The following is a 24,520-nucleotide window of genomic DNA, read 5'->3' as shown; positions in this document are numbered from 1 at the left end:
ATTTACTTATTCGTCATGAAATAGGGGTTCTATTAGTGAAAATTTGAGATTTGAGAATAAAAAATCATAGGCACGCCCACAGTCCGCCCCATCATACAAATAAGCCGACAGAACCGGTGACTAACACTGATTCTATCGGCTTATTTATAGTTTTATTATGCGTTACTTATTTTTGGGGGTCCTTCAGCAGTATATCACCAATATATATTAAATTACATATTACTATATCGCTGTTTGTCAAGGTAGTTGTCAGTGATCTACTGCTCCCTGATAACAACAAAATCATCCTGAATGGAACGACCCTCAGTTTTTTCAAGAATCAAATCCTCCCTATAATTATTTAATCCATAAGATTTTAAAAACTGTCCTATGTTTTGTCTTTCGCTCGGGACCAGTCTGTTCCTTACCCATAACAAACTAAATTTAGGATTCATAACATATTCACCTTTACTGACACTGGCCCGTAGCAGCATAGGTAATTTACGTTCATCCTGCTCCTTAGGAATCTCTATCTTAAACTCTTGTTTATCTTCATCATATAGAAGTGTAGCTACAGACTTATTTTTTGATCTCTTATTTGCTATTCTGTATCTTTTCATACTTTTCCCATCTGCCTATTATCATTTTCCATATCTTATCAACATACACCCTTGGAAGAACCATATCTATTCCGTGCATTATGTAATCGAAATCATCTTCATGAAGATGATTTATTTCCAATGTCTTAGGGACATATCTCAAATTGTATTCCAACGACCTGCTGAAAAAGTAATTATTTACAGGATAATCCTTCATGACATCAAAATCACGAACAGCATCTTCATCATCATAGCATGAAAAGATCAGGGAGAGTCCATGATCAAAAAGAGGTGCCAGCATCACTTCATCTCCTGTCTGAAGTAACTCAATATTTGCTCCATGACGATCTCTATTACATATAAGGTAGTCGAAAACCATCATTCTATATATCTGCTCAGCCCACCCTCTTTTTTGGCAAAAATCTATGGGAAGCTCATCATCCTCTCGCATCAGTTCAAAGTATGCATCAAAGGCCATTTTTTCTTGGCCTTCTTTTCTAAAATTCCTTGAAGAGCACATCCATGTTTCATATTCAGAATTGTCAATTTTCACTCTCGAATGAATAAGTCGATAAGAAACATGATCAATTCCCAAAACATCTAACAAACGTGATGCAATCAACTCATTTACGGATTCATGTCCATAAATCCCTCTATAATCAGAATTTGAAAGCTTATAGTATATTCTGTCTACTCCATCACCTTCATAAGTTTTTAAAAAACTTCCGGGTGTTCCCTGTGATATTCTCGTTCTGTCATTCCATTCAAGATGTGTATAATCCTGCAATTTATATATGATATCATTCTTTTCTTTTAATGACATATCCAAATACCTTCTGTATCTACAAACCATATAACATCTTCATACATCAGCTTATCACAGATATTGTTTAAATCACATATCAACAATAAATCTCATTGGCTAAAATTCTTATCCGCATATACAACTTTATACTTATTCGCATTGTGGTAAAAAAAGAATGTAATGAGTCTTTCTGACAAGAACCCCGGATACCTGTTTTGATATATATTATCGATTTGACCGATACGTCCCGCCACTTCAAATACTATAGGAAATAACCACTCACATAAATCATTCAGCACATCCCGCCTGGCTATTATCATATTACAAGGTGAGTAACAACCGGTATTCTCAAAAAAATCCATCGCAGAGTCATATACCTCAGGTTGACGACGTAATACAGACATCATCGCATCCCACACCTTCTTTTCATGTCGTCCACGATAATTCTCCGCAATAGATGGATGAACATACAGCAGAACAGGCAAAATAACATCAATATTTCTTTCCAGCATCTTATCGAACCAATCATCTTCCAATGTAAAATGTCTTCTATAATGTTCCAGCCCAACTATATCTTCCTTAGAATTTTTCCATATCCAATACAATCCTGTTAATTCACAAAACTGTCGGTTAAGATTAGATATATTATCCCCTATATTGTCATACTCAGTACATTCTGCGAGTCTCTCATCTGTAAGTGTACATCCAACCTGAATATACCTCTCCCACTTTTTTTCATCATATGATTCTGTTGTTTGTTTATCATAAACTGATTTAACCACATAAATACAACAATTTGTTTGAGGATCACATTTATCTGATAATCTCGAAAAATTTCTACCGATATTCTTGAAATATCGACCCACAAATATGTTCCTTAGTTAGCTGTCCATATCAACTGTCACAGGAACAAATTCTTTAAATCCTTTTTCTTTCATTCTCGAAATAATATCACTATGATATACACCTCTGGTTCCCAGATATACAGGCAATGAATAATCTAATATATAATCCAATTTTTCTTCACACGATTTACAGTCAAGCCGAATAACTGGAATACCATCAACAGTCGTAGGATTTATTTCATCATTATCCACCAGATATGCCTGAATTTTTATGTCCGGATAAATAGTTTTGAGATATACACCCAAAGTTTGTTAACGTGAATGTGCACCAAAAATATATATATTACCCTTTGGTTCATTTATCATATTATAACCTCATCAGAGAACATAGACTATAAAATAGATTTTAGCTCGGCTATTTTTCATTACCAGATAAATATTTTCACTCACATTTTTCCATCAAGAGATTTTCCGGTTTCAATATGTCGAAAATCTGGAAGATACTCTCTAATTATTTCTATAATTTCTTCCTTTAAAAAATTTGTCATTAATAATTCATAAAGCTTATTTATAAAAATATCCAGCCTACTCTTATCGGGAATTTCTTTATTTATTATTACTCCAAGTGAATTATACCTATCAATATCCGTACGCTCGTCATTAGTAACGAATTCTTCAAATAATTTTTCACCGGAAGTATCCGATTTAGAATAATGGACCGGGTATAAATTAGCTCCCCTTTTTAATTCTTCTGCCTTTTCTATAGCTTCTTCATCGGTCATACATTGCAATACATCATATCCGTGAGCTTTGAGTAATTCCGTACCTATCGAATCAAAAGACATCATTTGAGCTTCTCCTAGTTTGGGAAAAAAAATCTCCCTATTCCCTCCTAGAATCGCAGCCAATAAGCAAATTTGTCCTGACTCCTCTTGGCTGACAAAATAACGTTTGATATCCGACGGTGCCGATAATGGCTGTAATTTTTGTATCCTTTCAATGAAACCTGCCGGAAGAGATCCGTTTGAGAATGCGACGTTCGCAAACCGAGCTGTTTTAACAGGAAATCTATCAGAATAACTAAAAATAACATCCTCCATAATTCGCTTACTGGCCCCCATGATATTTACTGGATTTGCTGCTTTGTCGGTAGATACGCAAAAGTAAACTTCCGGCGGATATTCAGAGATAAGATCCAGCAAATCTTTTGCATGAAGAACATTGTTTTGTAACATAGCCTCAATAGAAAATACATCCTTCTCACTTCTAACATGCTTATGAGCAGAAAAATTTGCTATTATATCAAACCCGCCACGTGCCCTAAACATCTTCTCAAATACCCTTGACGAAAAATCCATAGGATAAGTCACATAGTCTTTAGGTATATACATTCCGTTCGTTGATCTCAAATCTCTTGTAAGCTCTGCAAGTGCATTTTCATTGTAATCTACTACCACAAGTGCACCAGGTTTAAAGCATAAGATTGCCTTTATAAAAGAAGAACCTATAGATCCCGCTCCTCCAATCACTAATACTTTTTTTCCATTAATTCGCTCTAGTAATATATCTCTATTTTCTTCTATATCAGAAAAAAACATGGATTGTGTGCGCATTACCACATGCTCAGCAACAAACTTTTTCAAATTAAACATTAGAATTCTCCATTTTTTGAATCAAATTCTTTATTTTCAACTCATATATCTCTTTTAGCGTACCTTCTAACGAGCAGTTTGGCATCCATGATACAGCATGTTTTAACTTATCATTATTTCCAACGATTATTGGAATATCGTTTCTTCTGACTCTCGCTGGATCTGTGCAGATTTCCACATTTTTGCCTGTAAATCCAACTATTATTCCTAACAAATCAGATAATCTGATCTTTCGACCACTGCATACATTAAATATTCCTGTATTTATATCCGATTCCAGCAATTTAATATATGCAGCAACAACATCTCTTACATCCAAAAAATCTCTTTCAACATCCAGATTTCCCGTAAATAAATAAGGTTCTTTAATTCCTAGTGCTATTTCTGCGGCTTGTTGGCAAAATGAAGATATTACTGTATTTGTTTTTTGATTTATCCCTGTATGGTTGAAAGATCTCGTACATATAACCTTTACACCATCCATTCTAGCGTAAAGCTCTGCAGCATATTCTTGCCATAGTTTCGTCATCCCATACATATTTCGAGGCTTTAATAAATCCGATTCCGAAAGTAAGTCCTGCTTTGAATCATACTCTTCACTCGATCCAATCAATAGCAGCTTTGAATTTGGTGAATAGATTTTTATTGCTTCCATGATATTCACAGATCCACATACATTAATATCTATAGCGTTTTTAATGTCTTTTTCAGTGTCAGCGATACTATGAATTCCTGCTAAATTAATAATATAATCAGGTCTTACTGCCTCAACTGTTTTTTTTACTTCATCAGCTTTACTTATATCTACTGAAATCGAGTCACTATCAATCTCTTTACCATGTACAGCTTTAATCAAATCATATCGTGAACGATCAACATAATCACATAAGGTAGACCCTACAAATCCTTTTGCACCAAATATCAACAGCTTCTTCTTATTTTGCATATGCATATGCACATCCTCTATCTCATATTCATTTTTGTACACGGCAAATTATATTTTATTCAATCATTTTATAAGAAAGCTGAGTATCTGTTTCAATATCTACAGTAGCTCTCCTTCCAAGCACCTTTTCATATTCTTCAGCTAAAATTTCACCTGTTCCAGGTCTTTTTACCCATAAATTATCCTTAGTGAACGTCTCTCCTTTTTTTACAGGTTTTATTGTCACAAGTGTCGCAAATGCAAAATCAATCGTAACCTGTTCTTCTTTAAGAGCACGCTTTTCTCCGCCTAACATAAGTGTTACTTCATGGCTTGCCTGTAGCAGTTGCCTAAGCATTTCCTCATCCATAGAGCACACTATATCCGGTCCTGTTCTATCCATTTTATCTGTAAAATGTCTTTCAACAACCTTTGCCCCCATGGCAATAGCCGCAATACAGGAATTATTATTAACTGTATGATCAGATAGGCCGATTATAGTCTCAGGAAAAGCTTTCATCATCTGCTGCATCGCACCAAGTCTGACTTGCTCTGGTCGTGTAGGATAAAGATTTGTTGTGTGAAGTAGTGCATATGGAACATTGTACTCTTCCAATATCGCAACTGCTTTTCTTATATCATCAAGTGCATTCATTCCTGTGGATACGATCATCGGTTTTCCAAAAGAAGCAACATGCTTTAACAACGGATAGTTATTCATTTCTCCCGAACCGATTTTATAGGCCTTAACGCCAAACTTATTTAGTCTATCCGCAGCTGTTCTGGAAAAAGGAGTACTAAGAAATTCCATACCTAAGGATTCCGTGTACTTCATTAGCTCATATTCCTCTTCCTCAGATAATGCCGCCTTTTCCATGATTTCATAAATTGAAATATCTGCATTACCCGGGATTACTTTTTTTGCCACCTGGCTCATCTCATCCTCAACAACATGCGTTTGATGCTTTATTAGTTTAGCACCTGCTCTATAGGCTGAATAAACCATTTCTTTGGCTACACTCAAATCTCCATTATGATTGATACCTATCTCCGGAATCACCAAAGGATCATATCCTTCTCCAACAGATATTTTTCCGATTTCAAAAGTTTTATATGGCACAATATTACCTCTTTACCTCAAAATCAACATCATAAAATTTCTTTTTCAAATCTACATCGGATTTTATTACGTGTTCTTTTATAATACGTACAATTTCCGAAGATGTATTCTTTCCGCTATATGGATTATCAACTGTTCTACAAAAATTTCTGAATTCAGAATCCAATGCCTTATCCATCGCTTCAACTATGCTTTCATGATTCGGCGCACAATTTATTACGCTGGCAGCTCTTAGTCGTCCACGTTCTCTATCTCCTATATCAACAGTAGGAACTCCAAAACTAGGAACTTCCATAATACCGCTTGATGAATTCCCCAAAACAAAGGCACTATACTTAACAGCACTTAAATATCTCATATACCCTAAAGAATCATATACTTTTGCATTTTTATGTTCCTTACAGTATTGAATAAGTGCGTTATTAATGATTCTTCCATCTGCGTCTGAATTTGCTTTTGTGAATATATATTTAATTTCAGGGTGCTTATCACAAGCAAGTAACAACTCTCTTACCTGCTTTTCGGCGCTATTATTCTCCAATGTCACGGGATGAAGAGTAACGACTGCATAATCACCTGTAAGATCAAAATCCAGCTGAGCCTCTAGCTGTTCTAAAGACAACAGTTTTAGATTCCTTATATTTTCAGAACCGGTTCCACCTACAGCAAAAACTCTCTCCGGATCCTCACCTAGCTGTATCACTCTCTTTCTATATTCTTCAAGCGTTGTGAAATGCAGATAACTCATTTTTGAAATTGAGTGACGTATACTTTCATCAATTGCTCCCTCAGTTGTCTCTCCTCCAAAAAGGTGAATAATAGGAATACGCATGACCATAGCCGTTGAAGCAACAGCCATAGCTTCATACCTATCAGCTGTAACAATAACGTAGTCCGGTTTCTCTTCATCAAAATAATCCGCAAAGCTGATCATAGTTAATCCCATTGTCTTTGCTACGGAAACAGTGGAATCTGAGCTGAGCTGCATCTCTATCTTTTTATCAACCGTAAACCCACACTCTTCAATTTCTTTATATGTAAGACCAAACTCCGGTGATAAATGCATTCCTGTAGCAACAATTATGATTTCAAACTCTTCTACAGATTTCATTTTTTCTATTATCGGTCTTAATAGGCCAAATTCAGCTCTAGTTGCTGTCACGATGCAAATTTTTATTTTTTTCATCAAACATCCCCAAACAATCTTCTTCTCATTTTTTCCAACTCTGGTAGTTCTCCCATGTCCATCCATTCTCTTTCATTGATTACATAAACGGATACCTTATTACCCTTTTTCATTTCATCCTCAATAATATCCGGAAAATCAACAGGTTCATCCTCCTTCAAATTATCCAACACATGTGGTTCGACAACATACATTCCTGTATTAGTCAAATAGGATAATGTCGGTTTTTCTTTCATACTACTGACCGTACCATCGGCATTAATTTCAACGATCCCATACGGTATTTTGATGTTCTTATCAGCACATATCATGGTTATAGAATCATGGGTTTCTTTATGAAATTTTATTATTTCCTCATAATCCACAGCAAGAAGAGTATCACATGTTGCAAAAAAGAAAGTTTCGCACATCTTTCCTTTAAGAAGACTTAACCCACCACCTGTTCCCAGAGGTTTTTCTTCGTCATACCAGCTGATATCATACGACAGTTCATTATCATAGAAATATGCCTTTATAATATCTTTTTTGTAGTTGACAATTACATGAAATTTATCACACCCATATGACATAAACTTTTGTATGATCAACTCTAAAATCGGATATTTTCCAACAGGTATCAGTGGTTTCGGCAATACTCTTGTAAAGGGATCTAATCTCGTTCCCTTACCTCCGGAATTAATAACAACAGGAATATTAAGTTTGGCTTTTTCTTCCGGTTCATAATCTTCTCCTGTATAAATATCAATCCCTATTCCTTTATCATCCACTACAGGTACTGCAACACAATCCTTTGAATGATAGAATCTCTTAGCATCCTTAAGTGAATGAACAACAAGCACATCTTTGTTTGCAGCCAATGAAACCTTATCGGTTACTTTTCCACCATCTATTAAAAAACGTCTTATGTCACCATCTGTAACACTGGCCAGAATTTTACCTTCTTGATTAGCTAAAAATAAAATCCCATTACAATTAAGATCTATCATTCGCATCGCTTCAATGATGCTCAATGAATCATTTCCTATGAATTTTGATATTTTCTCAATATTCATAAATATCCTCATCTTCTTTTGATTGTACTGGCGGCATACTAATTTACCAATGTGGATTTCTTCTCTCCTCTATATTCTCCTGCTTTAATCTCCACTGTCCAAGAGCATTCACTTCAAATAAATCTTTATTATATAGTTTATCCAGAGCATTATAGAATTCCTCTATAGTCATCCCTGTAAAGTTGCAGAAATCCTCTATTATCTTAGGATCAACTGCATGATCTCTTTCTTCGGCAAGTTTTACAGCTTCTTCGCGTGTTAATAATCCATATCTAACCCATCTAGCACCATAATCAGTCGCATATGCATGCCCATATTTAGGGAATTTCATCCATGCATTCAAAAGATATCCATAGCTGTCTATTTGATTAAAGTTTTCTATATGATTTGTTCTATCCCATTCGTGTGTTAAATCTTTAAATCCACGTCGTTTTGCAAATTCATAATTTCTAACGCTATTCCATTCCAAGAAATACGACATATATATTGGATCCAACTTTTCAAGTAGTACTCTGGATGGTGCTTCAAGATAAGTCAGTTCATCTCTTGGAACCCCAGCTTCAACAAGTTCCTCCAAATCAACATCCGGTGCGACCCCATTGAAAACTTGCTCTCTTGCAGAATATGTTTCAATATCATTTATTCCCCCATACTCATAAGATACATTTTCACCATATACAAGAAGTGGAATATTTAATGCTGCAGCATAATATAAAGGGACGGTATACAGTAATCTGTCTACATACCACAACGGTCTTCCGTATTTTTCAAACATGTACCGTGAAATCACCTTCGCCGCTCTGCGATTTGGTTTAAAAGAGATAATATTACAGCCGAAAGCCTCTGATATATTCTGAATGTTATGTTTACCGGCTTCTGTCATTGTGAAGAAATCTTCAACAGTAATCAGAAGAGGATTCATACCCATCTGCTCTTTCATAACATGAACCTGATAATGCGAATCCTTACCTCCAGATACGGCTATGATACAATCATATACCCCATTTTCCTTTCTGCGATACTTGTCACACAGTTTTTCTAATTCCTTATATCTAAGATCCCAATCCACACTCTTTTTCTTTTCATTGTTTTGGCAGGCTATACAAACCCCATCTTTGTCAAAGGAAATATGCGGCCTGGTATCAGGCATGATACATTTCTTACAGAATTTCATATATTATCTCCTTCGTATCCTAAAAATATAATGGTTGTTAACAAGTTGAAGTCCATTAATTATCATTCGTTTTCCATCATCCTTTTTTATTGTCCAACTTCTAACTGTATCATCTTTGTTCTTCGGAATATCGATATTTATCTCAAATGGAATCACCTCAGCCACGAAATCAGTTTCTTCGCAATATCGTTTTATACTGTCTAAAGAAATCATATTCCAGCCTGCTTCAAGCACCCCACCACTCTGATTAGAAGGCTTATATTTAACAAATACATCATATGGTTCAGGATTAAATACTGATAGCATATACATGACACCTTTATCATTTAATAATGATAATGCGTTTCTCAATACACCTTCCCACTCATCGAATATCTGAATAACTCCAGTCATCGATACAATATCAAATGTCCCTTTTGGTAACTTCTGCTCATTTGTTATATCCCCCAAAAATGGAATTATTTTTTTACCATCAATTCCATCATTGAGATGTTCTAATAGTTCTGGAATAACATCCATTCCGGTTAGTTTCATATCAGGATACTTATTTCTTAAGTAATACAGAAAACTTCCGGTTTCACATCCAATATCAAGCCATGATATCTCTGACATCCTATCTAATTTACTGTCAGTTCTTGCCTCACTTTCAATTAGTTTGAAATACTCTTTTGAATTTTTTTGTACTATTCTTTTAAATAAAACTTAACTTGAGTTCTCTTGCACTCCATTTTCTTTCCCCTTTCTCAAAAAAAACTCCGCCATCACCAAATCTTTTGGTTCATCTATATCCACGGAATGTGAGGATTCCATGACATATCCTATTGGATTATCATTAAAACTTGTTTGACGAGTTAAATCTTCAACTCTGTTTATATATATACATCCATTCACCTTGTAATACGACGGCATATCCTGACGACGACATGTGCTGTTCATCTCAAGAATACCTTTCAGCTCTCCATTATCACCTATAGTCCTTATCAGAATAGGATTATCATCTACCGGAGAGACCGACACCAATCCCTTTTCTCCCTTTTCAAAAAACAGCTCTATAGCTCCATCTATGTCCGTTTCCGTTCTCAATGGCTGTGTTGGTTGCAAAAGGATCAAAACATCAAACAAATCACCTATATCTAGAAAATATTTAACGGCATGCATAACTACATCGACTGTTCTGGCTATATCAGAAGCAAGTTCATCCGGTCTCATAAATGGTACTTCTGCTCCATAGTCTTTTGAAACTCTTGCTATATCTACGCTGTCTGTTGAAATAATGACTCTGTCTATATATGAACTTTTTTTTGCTGAAGCTATAGTATGTGCAATCAGTGGTTTTCCGCACAGATCAACGATATTCTTATTCTTTATTCCCTTACTTCCACCTCTTGCCGGAATTAAAGCCAGAATTTTTTTATCAGCAAACATACTGCAATGTTCCTTTCAGTCTAATTAACATTAACCATTAGTTAAAACTATGTTTATTTTACTCTGCATTTTCACGAGTCATCAGGTACTTTCAGCATAAAAAAATTCTTCCGGAATAGATATTATTTTATTTCTGCCTACACCATTATTCACTAGAAATTCTATTATCCGTTTTACTGTTTCTGTGTTAACTATTGCTATTACATAGTATCTGTCTGAAAATTTCTTATATTCATATGTTTCAGGGTCTTCAATCTTTATCCCCGATGCGCATATTTCATTCTTTTCTCTGTCCAACCATCCTGATATCTTTACTACTGAAATATTCTGAAGATAGTTGAGCAGACACTTTCCCATAGCACCTGCACCATATATAACAACATCACATGGAATCTTCAGCCCCCCCATTATTGAGAGAATTTCACATTTATTTTCATCAAAATAAGATATATCTCTGGTAAGTCTTATCATTTTTTCATACCAGTTAAGCTGAGGCAAAAGTACTTTTGCCTGTACATCTTCCGAAAAACGTTTTCGCAGAAAATTTATTAGGTCATTACATCTTCTGCGCTCATCCTTCGGATAGACTGCACACATGGAATCCTCTCTTTTCATATAGTGGTAACCCAGTTCGTTAGTTACATATAATTTCTTTGATTTGAGGATACAGTTGTAGGTTATTGCAACATCTTCACCTGTGCTTATACTCTCAGGTACTATTTCTATAACATCTTTGATGATATTATTTTTAAACAGTTTTGACCACACATACTGCGTAATTGAAAACTCCGCGCCATCGCTTCTATGAATCATATTTGGAATTATATCTTCGGAATCATATACCCCCGTATCAAATCTGTTTCTATTCTCCTTGATTACTCCACTTGTATAATCAATATAATTCCCCCCACAAACCACATCTATACTGTCATTACATATGGCTTTTGTAAGCTTTTCTATCCAGTCATCATCTATCCAATCATCTCCGTCCACAAAAGTTATATAATCTCCATCTGCCAGTCTGATTCCGGCTTTTCTGGCACTTACCAGTCCACCATTTGATTTTGTGATGCTGATTATCCTTGTATCAATTAACTGCCATTTTCGAACTATATTCTCACAACTGTCCGAAGAACCATCATTAACAAGTATTATTTGCAATTTTTTATAAGTTTGATTGCAAATGCTTTCTATACATCTTTCCAAATATCTCTCTATATTGTATATAGGAACCACAACAGAAATCTTTAGCAATTTGTTCACTACCCCTCATATTACATGGTTATACTTTCTATATTACTTTTTGATCTATTTGTTTGCCACATCTTAGGCACGCGTCCTGCTGTTCATATTCTTGATACTCAGCGGCTATTGACTGGTAATAGAAGTTACTTTTATGATAATATCTTAAAATTAATTCATTTTCGTATCCCTTTTGAATTAGATATTTCTTAATCTCATCAAAACCATTTGTTACAGATACTATCACTATAGTATTTCTTTTACTAAAACTATCAGTATTGACGTGGAAAATTTCTACTCCATCCACAAAAGTACCACATTTCTCACTATTCATGTCTAAAAATCCGCTCACAGAAATACCATTATTGTTCAATGACTCCAATAGTTCCTTACCATTTTTACCGGCACCATAGATAACAACCTCCTTAGCTTTATTCATACAGAGTTGTAATTTCCACCATAAATAACTCCAATCTCTGCATTCTGTATTCTCCTGAGCAATATCTCTCATTCTTTTATATACTTCATCACCAACAATTCTTTTTAAAGTATTCCACCACAATTCACCATAACTCACTCTGAGATTCAACCATGGTTTTGCATCTGCACCTGCAAAATGAATTATAGCTGGATTGTTTTTGGCATCACATATCTCTTGATATGAATAGACTGGATTAGTAAACAGTTCCAAAGTATCATTCTCTGTCCATCTATTTAACATACAGTATCTGAGAGGAAGTAATGCTATATGTCCATAACAAACTTTATTTATTATATCTTGATCTTCTGATGGATATCCTTTCATTATTTCTGAAGAAAAAATCTTTGTAATGTTATCTGTCCTTAACTTCTGTAAATTAATTATCAAATCTCCTGAAAACACATATCCTTCTGTACTAGCGAATCCCCACTTATCTATTTTCGCTTTACTCCATTCATCCTCTTGTGCAGCATATATTGATGGTATCCCTCCAATGTAATTATCCTTTAAATCAACGTCATACATTTTTTTTAGATCATCGCACACCAAAATATCTCCATCATGATACATGATCTTATTTTCCGTTTTAATCAGATCCGGCAAAAACAATCTATAAAAAGCACTTTGAGATAAATGTTCTGTTTTTATTACACCTTGTTTAAAGGTAGCTTCTTCTATCCAGATTATTTTATATTCAAATTCATTATATACATCTTTTATTGCGCTAAAATAGCTTTCAGCCCATTTTAAACTACTATCCAATACCAAATAAAAAAAATAATATGCTTCTCTTCTACTTTCCATCATACTGGCTATCGCAACACATGTTGGAATAACAAACTTCTCATCAGGTGTAAAAACAACTGGAATCCGATTCTCTAATTTTTTCATATTATATTTATATTAACCTTTGTTTTATGAACATTGCTACTGCATCAGCAAGAACCATTCTTCCTTTATCAGTATCAAAATGAACCTGATCAGATCTGGCATCATCAGGAATTTTTTTTGAGACTTCCCATAAATCATTTATATCTATTCCCATTTTATTAAAGACACCCTTCGCAATCTCGTTGTACCTCACGATGTCCTGATTTCTCCGCTCTCCAATTTCTATTCCCGGTTCGAACCCAGGTTCCTTTACTGAGGTTGTAAGTGCAAATATTATCTTTACCCCCGGACACATGAACCGTATCCTTTCCACGATTCTGACAAGCGATTCATGATACAATTCTTCACTTATCATAGGCCCAGATTCATTTGAAAGTCTAAGTACATCCCAAAGACCACAATTAAAATGTACGATATCAAACTCTCCATCCTTTGGAGATAAATCCTTTATCCACTCATGTATGTACCTCAGGGTATAAAGACAAAACCTGCCGTTATCTTTTGGATAGACAACATTCGCATTCACATTTAAAAGCCTAGCTACCTCTTCCTGATAGTTTAGACGTATTGAATCTCCAAGCAACAGAACATTGATCATACAAAACATTTCTCCTTAAAATAACGTGTCACAGACTCCATAAAATGTTCATTGATATTTTCATGTTTTTTTATTCTTTTAGGCTTAGGTGTTATATACTCTTTAGCAAAATCCACAACTTCATCTTCATCTTTCGCCAGCCTGATATCATATAAATCTCCATACCTGTCGCAAAAATCCCTGACTTTTCCAGTAGAATTACTCAGTGCAAAACAAGGTATTGAAAGCAAACAGCTGAAAATAGATGCATGCAGACGGTCTGTTATGATAAGCTCTGCTTTACTCATCTGTGACCATAAATCACTAAGGTATCTTTCTCTGTCATCAAGGAAAACATTTTCCTCTACAACAGTGGAGAATTCTACAGTTTCATTTCCGAAAATCTTTTCAATTTCTTCAATAAGTTTTGTCCTATCATAATTTACACTTTCCTCATCTTTCCTTAGGCATATGAGTACTTTTCCTTGATTCTTTTCTAAGGCATTAGATTTGATATCCAGTGCCATCGCCATATCATTTGCTAATTCAAAGCACGAATCATCTATACTGCTTTTCTTCAGATATTCATAAGTTGATACATCTCTTGCAAATATATGTACATTTCCATGTCTTATCACCGCTTCTTCAAACATATATCGCTCCGAATGACCAAATTGATCATCTTCAAAAAATATAGTCTGAGGCATTATAACCACTCTGTTATCCGGAAACTGTTCCAGTATGTTGATAACCATGTCTTCCAGCCAGAGCCATATGGATCCCATATATCCTCCGCCTGTAAGCAATATTACATCATCATTTCGTACTGCCTTTTTAATTTGAAGACATTCTTTTATATACTGGGTACATGATATTTCTATAAATTCTTTATCAGGAAACAGCCTGCTAAAAAACACTCTCTCCGAATAGGCTATAGCCTGATCTCCCAGATTTCCATAATCCGGACTATTAAAAAGTATAAATGCACCTTCTCTCTCAGCTCTGAACAATTTGGGATAGTCACTCCATCTGTCTATCCATGGAAAATTATTATCATATAATTTCTGATTCATCAGTGCTCGATATGGTTTTTTTATCCAGACAGTACCGTCCTTTTCAATTCTATCCCTCATTGCAAGATAAGTGTCACACTCTATATCCGGAACATCCCCCCAAGCAATAAATGCATGATTATTAAAGCAATAAGTCTGAGCACATTTATTCTTTACTGTCACATTCTGAAACGGACTTTCCATATGATCATAGATGGTACCTGATAGCTGTTGCTTATAACAGCTTTGCAGATTTCCATTCACCAGGTTTATCCGATAGCTCCAGCACCCAGCATAACAATTCTCTGTGATTTTTCTTTTATATAAATAGGATTTCAGATTAAACAGGCATGATTCAAACTGCCCCCAAATTCTGCGATACTCATCCAATGACAATTCTGAATATAGATCCAGGCCCTCCTTTTGGCTATCACGTGTAAAGGTAATATGCGGTAAAGCTCCACCCATACGTATCGAGAACTCTTTTTTTATTTCTTCAGTTTCATCAATCAAGAGATCAGAAGGAGTAATCTCTAAAGTAAATGAGCATGCTGATGATTTGATTTTTTCAACATTATTCCAAAAAACATCAACAAGCTTCAATCTTTCCAATTCTTTTTTATGATAGGATATCTTAAAAAATATCTTTTCCTGAAGATCTTTATCAAATAACAAAATCTCATCTATAGCCGGCGAAATGGTTCCGTTAGTCACTATCCCTAAATAGTGCCCTTCCTCTGTGAGCGCTCGTACTATTCTTATAATTCCTTCTGAAATCAATGTCTCTCCAAGTGCACAAAGATTAATATGACACGGACCACCGAGACGTTCTAAGGATAACGCTTTTCGTATTTCATCAGCACTATACTCTGATGAAATTCTACCAGCCTGAAACCCTCTGCTCCTCCATACATAGCAATATTCGCAGTGTAGATTACATGCTGTTGTACCATTTACCAACAATTCTATGAATTTATGTATTCTTGTTTTCTGAATTTTCTGAGGCCACTCTACACTATGATTCTTTATCTCATGTTGATGTAAAAATGATTTCGCACTTATATATGGAATACCCTGTTCTTCCAGTTGTTTACCTATATCACGTACAGAATTGTCTTTTGCAGAACAAATTATAACCATGGGATCATTGATCTTTTTAAGATCCTCAGGTGAGATACATACTCTGTCATCTCCCATCAGATACTGACCCCATTTTCTACTGTCATTATCGCAAAAGAATTCAATGCCAATTATGGTGTCCAACCTTTCCAAAAAAGAATGAAAAAATTGACCAACTCCAAATGCAACGTAAGTCATCCTGTCTACCTCCTCTATTGCTGTAGTTTTTTCTACTGCAATATCTCACTCACAGGCCTAATCCTTATCGATACACTATCTTATGCTCTTACTTGCGAAAATACTGAACTAACTGACTTAACAATCATTTACTCTGTAGCACATCCGAATAGTATATTTTTCCGATTTTATCTTTATTTAATGGATCGTTAACTGCGGCTTTTAATGCTTCTAAGTCAATGACCTCAGCATTTATTTCCCCCCAATAATCCAGTGGTAGTCCCGCCGTAAGCACTTTTACAAAACCGTATTCTGAAGAACAATAATTGCTATTTTTTAATATTTTATTTGAGCCGTTTAGTATACGGCTCTCATATTCTCTTTCTCTCCCGACTCCCCAAGCCTTTTCTCTTAATTCCGGATCTGCACTGACAGAGAATACCTTTTCCAATTTACTATCTATACTTAATTTGCAGTTCTCATTAAGCATACTTTCGATTTCTATTGTCAAATTTCTTAAACGTTTTAAAATCACAAAATCTATATATACATTCTTAGGTATCAACCATTTTTCATATAACTTTAATGACATATTCATAATTTCATTAAACATGTCATGCGTATAATCATAGTATTTTAATGAAGCGTTAAATCCTTTTCTTTTATATTCAAGATATCGATAAACAGGCTCTTTCAGGATCACCATACTGTTAACTTCATCGGCTATTTCCAAATTCAGGATAGTATCAGCACCGTATACATCTTCTCTAAAACTATGTTTTTCTAACAGTGCTTTTTTATAAAGATTCGCCTGATTTGTAGCCAGTCCCGATTCCTGAAGGAAAAACCATTTTTTGTGTACCTCATTTCTATTCTTACAATAAAAATCCTCCTTGACTTTTTCGTTAAAATCCCTTGAATCTAATACTCTCTGTTCATCATCGACGAGTTCCCATACTACCTTTGTCCAAATCACATCAGGATTGTCATATTCGTCAATTGTGCTCAAAAGAAGCGGAACAGTTCCCTTAACCAACAGATCATCTGAATTTAATATATAAACATATTCACCAACAGCATTTTTCACACCACTGTTCATACTGCCAAAAATCCATTTATTTTCTTGATGTATAACATGTATACGACTGTCTTTTTCAGCTAGCTCATCAGCTATGATTCCTGTTCTGTCAGTTGACCCATCATCCACTATTATCACTTCTATCGCTTCTTCTTTTATTGACTCCAATTGTCTCAATATGCTAAATACGGCATTTCCAAGATAATATTCATTATTATAGACCGGAATCACAAAACTTATAATAGGTGACATCTGTTTAAACCTTCCATAAATATCAAATATCAAATTGATCAAAGAAAATTCTATACCTTTCTTCCTGATCATCTGGCGGCAGCATTTCTATACTTATTTTTTTCTTTATTTCAGTCCAATTATTTCTGCAGATATCAAGTTCAACTTCATCGATGAATACATTGTTATTTGTTCCCCCTAATGTATCATTATTGCTTCCCATTCTATATATTTCCCCTCCCATGATCATGACTTCGATAAATACAGAACTTGGAACACAAACTGAAAACTCTACGCTCCCTACAATTTCTTGTATGGAAATTTCATTCATCGTACCTGCATAATTAGAATCAAATAATTCTCTATAAAGATTATTTGTGCCATGATGATATCTTACATAGTATTTATACCCATGTATTTCAGCATATCTTTTACATATAGCTAAAATGTGACTATTGTCATCATCAAAGGATCCTAAAAAGATACATATACTCCTGTCATCAGTATTTCTTATTTCAAAACATTTACCAATATATCCAGGCATGCCGGCAACTATGATCTTCTCTTTCTTCATTCCAGATCTAATGGCTTCACTCTTTGTGAAATTGTTCCACATCAGAAAGTAATCAACAACACTTTGTGATAGTTCTATTGAATTCCATTCATTTTTGTCTACGCCAGCTCCACAAAAATATCCATGTTGTAATGTCGCTGTTTTTATATTCCTTTCCTTACAGGATTCCACGATATATCTACCTATTGGTGAGAGCTCATTATATACGACCACAAGTTTATATCTGGATAAATCTATTCTTTCCCATTGTTCAAGAAAAATGGGAAAATTTGACATAACCGCCATTACACCAAGCTGATAATTGACACCTTTAACTTTAGGCATATTTCTAATGACCCACAGAAGACTCTTAAGTACCCCACGCCTGCTGCCTTTTTTCTCTGCATAGTAAAAAGCATCATACTTATCAAAATAGGAAATAAAGTTATAATAATAAGAAAAGTGATTTTTAGTAAAGAAATCATGCGGATAAACAATAAGAATAGATGAATCATTATCTCTATATCTGTATTCTCTATACCCTGTAAGAAGATTCTTTATTCTGCAGATATATTCACTATTTTTTCTCCGAGAAATCAATTCCGGATATTTATATGCTGTTCTAAATAATAGTGTGACTTTTTCAGCTAATTCCTTACTAAAATCTATATTCCACATTATTTTCACTTGTAATATATTCAATAAAACTATCTAAATTTGCAACACACATACCTGGAAAAAAATCATTTTCAATGACCACTTCATTATTATCAAGTTTTTCTTTATAGTACTTGTTTAAAAATTGAAGCACTTCTTCGCCAATCACAATAACTGATTCTTTTACCGAAAGTGACTCTGTATCGATTTCAATCAAATGTCCAAGATTCATATCAATAGTTAATATCTTTTCTGCCACCTTGATTCCACATAAAAAGTTTTGTATTCCATATTTTTTCACATCAACCATTTCAAACCTATGAAAGTACTTAAGTTCATCTTTGTCGGTATCAACATAAAATAAGTTCCCCCTAAATTGAGGAATGAAAAACCATTTACCATCAACTAAAGTACTCCAGCAATATGGGTTCTTCTTTTTATTTGATGCCCACGTTTCAATATGAGTTCTTTTCCATACCCTTTCACTTTGATAATACTCTTCTACATTAATATCTCCCTCATTTCCCAAACGAATACATTCGCTTTTTCCATCCCTAATGCACACTATATTTTCAACCCATTTTTCGGTGGTAGTGCCCATCACATTTAAAGACACGTCACCATTGTTACTTAATTCTGCAATAATGTTAGAACCAAAACATGGCAGCATCAACTTATCATTGACAACTTCTCCGTCCCACCAAAAAGAAATATGAACATCACTTATATAATCACTGAGTTTTATCTTAGATATGACCTTTTCTTTCTTTATATCATATCTAATTACTTCATCATCAGTATTGCTATATATATATAAATACTCATCCAGAAATGTACCTCCGATAAATTCGGGCTTATTTCCACAATCAATTTCCAATCGCCTGTATATTTCCTCTTTGAGGTCATACAAATACATATTATTACTTCTATATGGAAGCAAAATCAAAGTATCCTCATGGTATACTAGTCCTCGATATGCTATTCTTTCAACCGGTCCTGGAATCTGTCCCAAACATCTTAGCTTCATGGTTTCAATCTCCAATTCCATAAGAAAAGAATATGGTTGTGCTATGTACCAGACTTTTGTGCCATTTGTTACCAGTTTTATATGATGAAACAAAATATTAGGAAACATAATTACTTTCTCCAAACAAACTTATCTACAACTCCGGTATATGACTGTATGATTTTTACAACCTTAGTACTTACATTTAAATCTGAATAATCCGGAACATCTGCTGAATAATCTTTTTTATTCCTCATTTTTATTGCCATATCTACCGACTGTAATAGTCCGGTCTCTGTTATACCAGACAGGATAAAACACCCTTTTTCCATTGCTTCCTGTCTCTCTGTAGAAGACCTGATACATACTGCTGGAAAGGATTTTCCAATATTGCTGAAATATGCACTTTCTTCTGGTAAAGTTCCACTATCGGATACCGTTACATAACTATTCATCTGAAGATGGTTGTAATCATGAAATCCCATAGGACTGTGGCTATACACATTTCTATGTAATATAAATCCTTTGGTCTCTAATCGTTTCTTTGATCTCGGATGACATGAATAGATCACCGGCATTTGATATTTTTCAGCCATGACGTTTACTGCGTCAAATAAACTGATAAACTGTTCATCATCATCGATATTCTCTTCTCTGTGAGCTGATAACAGTATATATTTTCCTGTCTCTATAATTACTCCCAACTCCTCTGTTAGCCGTCTGCAGATATCTGAACTTTCTATCTTTTTCAAATTCTCAGAAAGTACCTCCGCCATGGGTGATCCCGTCACAAATGTTCTTTCTGGCGGCAATCCACAGTCCCTAAGCCATCTTCTGGCCTGTTCGGAATATGCCATATTTACATCCGAAATGATATCAACTATTCTCCGGTTAGTTTCTTCAGGAAGTCTTTCATCTCTGCATCGGTTTCCTGCTTCCATATGAAATATAGGAATATGAAGACGTTTTGCCGATATTGCAGACAAGCAGGAATTAGTATCACCCAATACTAAAAGTGCATTCGGATTAAGTTTCTTTAAGGCTTTATATGATTTTGAAAGGATTGCTCCAATCATATCCCCGAGATCATCCCCTTTTACCTCCAGATTCAGATCAGGAGCATCTATTTCCAGATCTTTAAAGAAAACTTCATTCAAATTGTAGTCATAATTCTGCCCGGTATGTATAAGCAGTGTATCGAAATATAATCTGCATTTCTTTATAGTCGCAGATAAACGTATGATTTCAGGTCTGGTTCCAACTATGATCGCAAGCTTTAATTTCCCATTGTTTTTCCATGAATTCATATCACATCACCCTTTGTTTACACACATTTTTACAACAATACTTAAATACTTACCGGCAAATCAGTTTGGAGTCACAGCCTCATAAAAGGTATCCGGATGTCCGGCATCGAACTGTTCGTTTGCCCACATAACCGTAATCAAATCTTCTGAGTCGCTCAAATTAATAATGTTATGCGTGTATCCCGGGATCATCTGAACAGCCTTCATCTCATTCCCATTTACTTCAAATTCTATTATCGGATACTCTTTCCTCGTCGCAGGATCGATTCCCAATCGTCTTTCCTGTATTAATCCGTGCCCTGACACGACCATAAATATTTCCCACTTAGTGTTATGCCAATGTTCCCCCTTTGTTATCCCTGGTTTGGTGATATTTATACTTATCTGTCCCGATGTCTTTGTCTTTATGAGTTCTGTAAAAGAGCCCCTATTATCGATCTTCATATCCAGATTGTATACAAGCTTATCCTGTGGAAGATACGTAAGATATGTACTTAACAGCTTTTTTTCAAAGGAACCCTCAGGTATGTCCGGTATGATTTTTGTTTCAGTAATTGTTTTATACTCTTTTAGTTTCTCAACAATATACCCAAGTGTAACTCTGTGTGTATATGGTATATAACAGTATCTTCCCCTGATATCTTCACAAACTTTTAATCCGTCGTATTCACAATGTTTCTCTTTCTCTTCAAGCGCATCTAACATGCCTTCAAAAAAATCATCGATATATAGTAATTCCAGTTCCGTATTTGGATCATTCATCTTATATTCAAGATCGTTCGCTATGGCATTACAGAAGGTAGCAACCACCGAATTGTAATTTGGTCTGCTCCATTTGCCAAAGAGATTTGTAAATCTATAAACTAAGACTTTTGCACCGGTTCTTTTCCCATATTCAAAAAAAATCTCTTCTGCTCTCAGTTTACTCTTTCCATATTCGGAATTTGCAAATCTACCAACGAGACTCGCCTGAATTGAGCTTGAAAGCAACACGGGACAAGTATTTTTCTTCTTAATAAGAAGTTCTAACAATTCCACTGTAAAATCAGCATTACCTTTTTTAAATTCTTCAATATTCTTTGGTCTGTTAACTCCAGCAAAATGAAATACAAAATCAGCTTTTTCACATGCTGACTCAAGTTCTTCATACCTGCTTTTAGTGTCATATTCAAAGATATCATCTATTTTGAGATCAGGCCTTGTACGGTTCTTACCATCTCTTATCTCTCTAAGATTCCATACCATATTCTGACCTACAAAACCTTCACTTCCAGTGATCAATATATTCATTTACTACCCTTCAATGCGTTATTTACATAATCCGTTGTTAACAGTTTTAAAACAGTATCCTCCACGTTAAGAAGTCTTGTATTAGATGAAGTATATGGTTCATCATTAAAACTTTTATTACCTTTACTGAAATATTTGTCGTAGTTCAGATCTCTATTGTCTGCTGCCACTCTGAAATATTTTCCCATGTCTACAGAACGAAGACTCTCTTCACTGGTCATCAGAGTTTCACATAGTTTTTCTCCATGCCTCGTTCCAATGATTTTCTCACCTGTTGAACCGAATAATTTCTGAACTGCTTTTGCCAAAACTCCTATAGTGCTTGCATCGGCTTTCTGAATGAATAAATCTCCAGGAGAAGCATTTTCAAATGCGAACATCACTAATTCTACAGCTTCGTCCAAGTTCATTAAAAATCTAGTCATTTCCGGATTAGTTATAGTAATCTTCTGACCATTTTTAATCTGATCAATGAACAGTGGAATAACAGAACCTCTTGAGCACATAACATTACCATATCTAGTACAACATATGACAGGCCCATTCTGTTCAGCAGCTACTCGTGCATTAGCTCTTATCACATGCTCCATCATTGCCTTTGATGTTCCCATTGCATTTATAGGATAAGCCGCCTTGTCAGTACTGAGACAAACAACCTTTTCAACCTTTGCTTCCATGGCCGCATGTAATAGATTATCTGTTCCGTATATGTTTGTTCTCACAGCTTCCATAGGAAAGAATTCACAACTCGGAACCTGTTTTAAGGCAGCGGCATGAAATACAAAATCTACACCATTCATTACATCTCGTATTGATTGAAGATTTCTGACGTCGCCAATATAGAACTTTACTTTTGAATAAACATCCGGATATTTCGACTGAAGCTCATGACGCATATCATCCTGCTTTTTCTCATCACGAGAAAAGATTTTAATCTCATGTAGATTGGAGTTAATAAAACGTTTTAGAACCGTCTGACCAAATGAGCCTGTCCCTCCTGTAATCAATAACGTTGCGCCATTAAAATCAGTCATAAAAATATGCCTCCCAAAATCTGGTGTCTGTCACCCTTACGTAATCGCTTAAGTAATTGTACTTCACGAATACATTTGAAAATATCATCTATAAATATCATATCGCTAGAAAATCTTTGTTCGTCAAACCATCCAAATAATACATTCTTCTTATACCATTGGGTTGTATAAAATGTCGGCTCTTTATCTGAATTTTATAATTTTTTATTATGAAGAGGTCGAAGGGCCTATTCCTTAAAAATCGAATTGATATTGCAAAAAGAATAGAAAATTCTACAATTCAAGAATATAAAAATTCCTGCTCTAAGGTTTTTAGATATTCTGTTGTAGTAGTAATTACTTTTCTACGTCTATTTCTTGATTTTCCAAATCCCTGATATTGATAATCATATACTCATGTCTTTATCACTGCTTTATCAAGCATGGACTTCTTTCAATACACTTCTAATAACCTTCTTTCCATTAAAATCTGGTGAAAACTTTGCCACAGCATCATAAATAGTCTTTATCTTTATTTCATTTTCTTCAAGATCTTCGGCCATCTTAGAAACAGTCCTTGACTTACGAAGCCTTGGTGCCTGTCACTGTAACGAATACGACCTTCCCATATAATATTAACTACTATGCCTTAAGGAAAACCCCTGAACTTAGATATTCAATCTTGGATTGAAGGTCTAGTAGTTACTACCTAACCTCTTTTAAGTTAGTATTACAACACTTCAAACACAACTTTTATCTTTCTCATAGCTTCACCATGATGACTTCATTCAGTCGCCACCCGCTATCGCTATGTCAACTGCCTCCCGCCATGCGCCTATCACGACACTTTGTTCTTCAATTTCTTTTAGTCTTCTGTACCATTTAAAAATCTTAAAAAAACCTATCTATAAGCATCATATCATTGGTGAAATATTTTTTCACCATATTATCCAAAAAATTATCTTCTCAAACATTTAGATTATATAAATTGTCGACTCTTTATCTGGATTTTATAAACATTTTTTAATTCGGGGCGCTTGATGGGTTCATTTCTTATAAATATATTTTATATTACAAAAAGAGC

The 24,520-nt window shown here is 34.8% G+C and carries 23 protein-coding genes; all 23 read right to left on the bottom strand.

Translation table 11 applies throughout. From position 1 onward, the window contains the following. Positions 1–257: 257 nt before the first annotated feature. The gene (locus tag T515_RS06110; RefSeq protein ID WP_036608838.1) at positions 258–599 is read right to left on the bottom strand and encodes a hypothetical protein; all 342 of its coding nucleotides are present in this window, start codon (positions 597–599) and stop codon (positions 258–260) included. Further along, positions 574–1,401, bottom strand: coding sequence for a HipA domain-containing protein (locus tag T515_RS06105; protein WP_036608836.1), 828 nt, complete (start codon positions 1,399–1,401; stop codon positions 574–576). Before T515_RS06105 ends, T515_RS06110 begins: the two co-directional genes overlap by 26 nt. 92 nt (positions 1,402–1,493) lie before the next feature. Then, positions 1,494–2,249, bottom strand: a complete 756-nt coding sequence (locus T515_RS06100) for a DUF4422 domain-containing protein (protein ID WP_036608835.1) — start codon at positions 2,247–2,249, stop codon at positions 1,494–1,496. 15 nt (positions 2,250–2,264) lie between these two features. After that, positions 2,265–2,480, bottom strand: coding sequence for a hypothetical protein (locus T515_RS06095; RefSeq protein ID WP_155988294.1), 216 nt, complete (start codon positions 2,478–2,480; stop codon positions 2,265–2,267). 194 nt (positions 2,481–2,674) lie between these two features. Continuing rightward, positions 2,675–3,880, bottom strand: a complete 1,206-nt coding sequence (locus tag T515_RS06090; protein WP_036608829.1) for a polysaccharide biosynthesis protein — start codon at positions 3,878–3,880, stop codon at positions 2,675–2,677. Continuing rightward, a complete protein-coding gene (locus T515_RS06085; RefSeq protein ID WP_197026401.1) occupies positions 3,873–4,826 on the bottom strand; it encodes an NAD-dependent epimerase/dehydratase family protein in 954 nt (317 codons plus the stop codon). Before T515_RS06085 ends, T515_RS06090 begins: the two co-directional genes overlap by 8 nt. Positions 4,827–4,881: 55 nt before the next feature. Beyond that, complete coding sequence (locus tag T515_RS06080) at positions 4,882–5,925, bottom strand: N-acetylneuraminate synthase family protein (RefSeq protein WP_155988293.1); 1,044 nt, start codon at positions 5,923–5,925, stop codon at positions 4,882–4,884. A 4-nt stretch (positions 5,926–5,929) separates the two neighbouring features. Beyond that, a complete protein-coding gene (gene neuC / locus T515_RS06075) occupies positions 5,930–7,111 on the bottom strand; it encodes a UDP-N-acetylglucosamine 2-epimerase (protein WP_036608822.1) in 1,182 nt (393 codons plus the stop codon). Then, a complete protein-coding gene (locus tag T515_RS06070; protein WP_036608819.1) occupies positions 7,111–8,163 on the bottom strand; it encodes a sugar phosphate nucleotidyltransferase in 1,053 nt (350 codons plus the stop codon). Before T515_RS06070 ends, neuC begins: the two co-directional genes overlap by 1 nt. Positions 8,164–8,206: 43 nt before the next feature. Beyond that, positions 8,207–9,337, bottom strand: a complete 1,131-nt coding sequence (locus T515_RS06065; RefSeq protein ID WP_036608817.1) for an N-acetyl sugar amidotransferase — start codon at positions 9,335–9,337, stop codon at positions 8,207–8,209. A 3-nt stretch (positions 9,338–9,340) separates the two neighbouring features. Beyond that, positions 9,341–10,024, bottom strand: a complete 684-nt coding sequence (locus T515_RS06060) for a class I SAM-dependent methyltransferase (RefSeq protein WP_330372645.1) — start codon at positions 10,022–10,024, stop codon at positions 9,341–9,343. A 15-nt stretch (positions 10,025–10,039) separates the two neighbouring features. Next, complete coding sequence (locus tag T515_RS06055) at positions 10,040–10,762, bottom strand: acylneuraminate cytidylyltransferase family protein (RefSeq protein WP_036608815.1); 723 nt, start codon at positions 10,760–10,762, stop codon at positions 10,040–10,042. Positions 10,763–10,843: 81 nt separating this feature from the next. Further along, on the bottom strand, positions 10,844–12,025 hold the full coding sequence (locus T515_RS06050; RefSeq protein ID WP_036608811.1) for a glycosyltransferase family 2 protein: 1,182 nt from the start codon (positions 12,023–12,025) through the stop codon (positions 10,844–10,846). 28 nt (positions 12,026–12,053) lie between these two features. Continuing rightward, a complete protein-coding gene (locus T515_RS06045; RefSeq protein ID WP_036608808.1) occupies positions 12,054–13,376 on the bottom strand; it encodes a glycosyltransferase in 1,323 nt (440 codons plus the stop codon). A gap of 7 nt (positions 13,377–13,383) precedes the next feature. Beyond that, a complete protein-coding gene (locus T515_RS06040) occupies positions 13,384–13,974 on the bottom strand; it encodes an SGNH/GDSL hydrolase family protein (RefSeq protein WP_036608805.1) in 591 nt (196 codons plus the stop codon). Further along, a complete protein-coding gene (locus tag T515_RS16480) occupies positions 13,971–16,322 on the bottom strand; it encodes a polysaccharide pyruvyl transferase family protein (protein ID WP_051671498.1) in 2,352 nt (783 codons plus the stop codon). Before T515_RS16480 ends, T515_RS06040 begins: the two co-directional genes overlap by 4 nt. 124 nt (positions 16,323–16,446) lie before the next feature. Next, positions 16,447–17,631 carry a glycosyltransferase family 2 protein gene (locus T515_RS06030; RefSeq protein WP_197026400.1) on the bottom strand — a complete coding sequence of 395 codons (1,185 nt, stop codon included), beginning with the start codon at positions 17,629–17,631 and terminating at the stop codon, positions 16,447–16,449. A gap of 22 nt (positions 17,632–17,653) precedes the next feature. Next, on the bottom strand, positions 17,654–18,841 hold the full coding sequence (locus T515_RS06025) for a hypothetical protein (protein WP_036608801.1): 1,188 nt from the start codon (positions 18,839–18,841) through the stop codon (positions 17,654–17,656). Next, positions 18,822–19,955, bottom strand: a complete 1,134-nt coding sequence (locus tag T515_RS06020; RefSeq protein WP_036608799.1) for a hypothetical protein — start codon at positions 19,953–19,955, stop codon at positions 18,822–18,824. The genes T515_RS06025 and T515_RS06020 overlap by 20 nt, the downstream gene beginning before the upstream one ends. A gap of 2 nt (positions 19,956–19,957) precedes the next feature. Then, a complete protein-coding gene (gene wecB, locus T515_RS06015) occupies positions 19,958–21,133 on the bottom strand; it encodes a non-hydrolyzing UDP-N-acetylglucosamine 2-epimerase (RefSeq protein WP_036608798.1) in 1,176 nt (391 codons plus the stop codon). Positions 21,134–21,193: 60 nt separating this feature from the next. Continuing rightward, positions 21,194–22,423 carry a polysaccharide biosynthesis C-terminal domain-containing protein gene (locus T515_RS06010; protein WP_036608797.1) on the bottom strand — a complete coding sequence of 410 codons (1,230 nt, stop codon included), beginning with the start codon at positions 22,421–22,423 and terminating at the stop codon, positions 21,194–21,196. Continuing rightward, positions 22,420–23,457, bottom strand: a complete 1,038-nt coding sequence (locus tag T515_RS06005) for a polysaccharide biosynthesis protein (RefSeq protein WP_036608794.1) — start codon at positions 23,455–23,457, stop codon at positions 22,420–22,422. Before T515_RS06005 ends, T515_RS06010 begins: the two co-directional genes overlap by 4 nt. 416 nt (positions 23,458–23,873) lie before the next feature. After that, the gene (locus T515_RS18195) at positions 23,874–23,999 is read right to left on the bottom strand and encodes a hypothetical protein (protein WP_278245406.1); all 126 of its coding nucleotides are present in this window, start codon (positions 23,997–23,999) and stop codon (positions 23,874–23,876) included. Positions 24,000–24,520 lie beyond the last annotated feature (521 nt).

The organism is Oribacterium sp. P6A1 (assembly GCF_000702885.1).
Lineage (GTDB): Bacteria > Bacillota > Clostridia > Lachnospirales > Lachnospiraceae > Oribacterium.
This window is presented reverse-complemented; position numbering and strand designations above follow the sequence as displayed.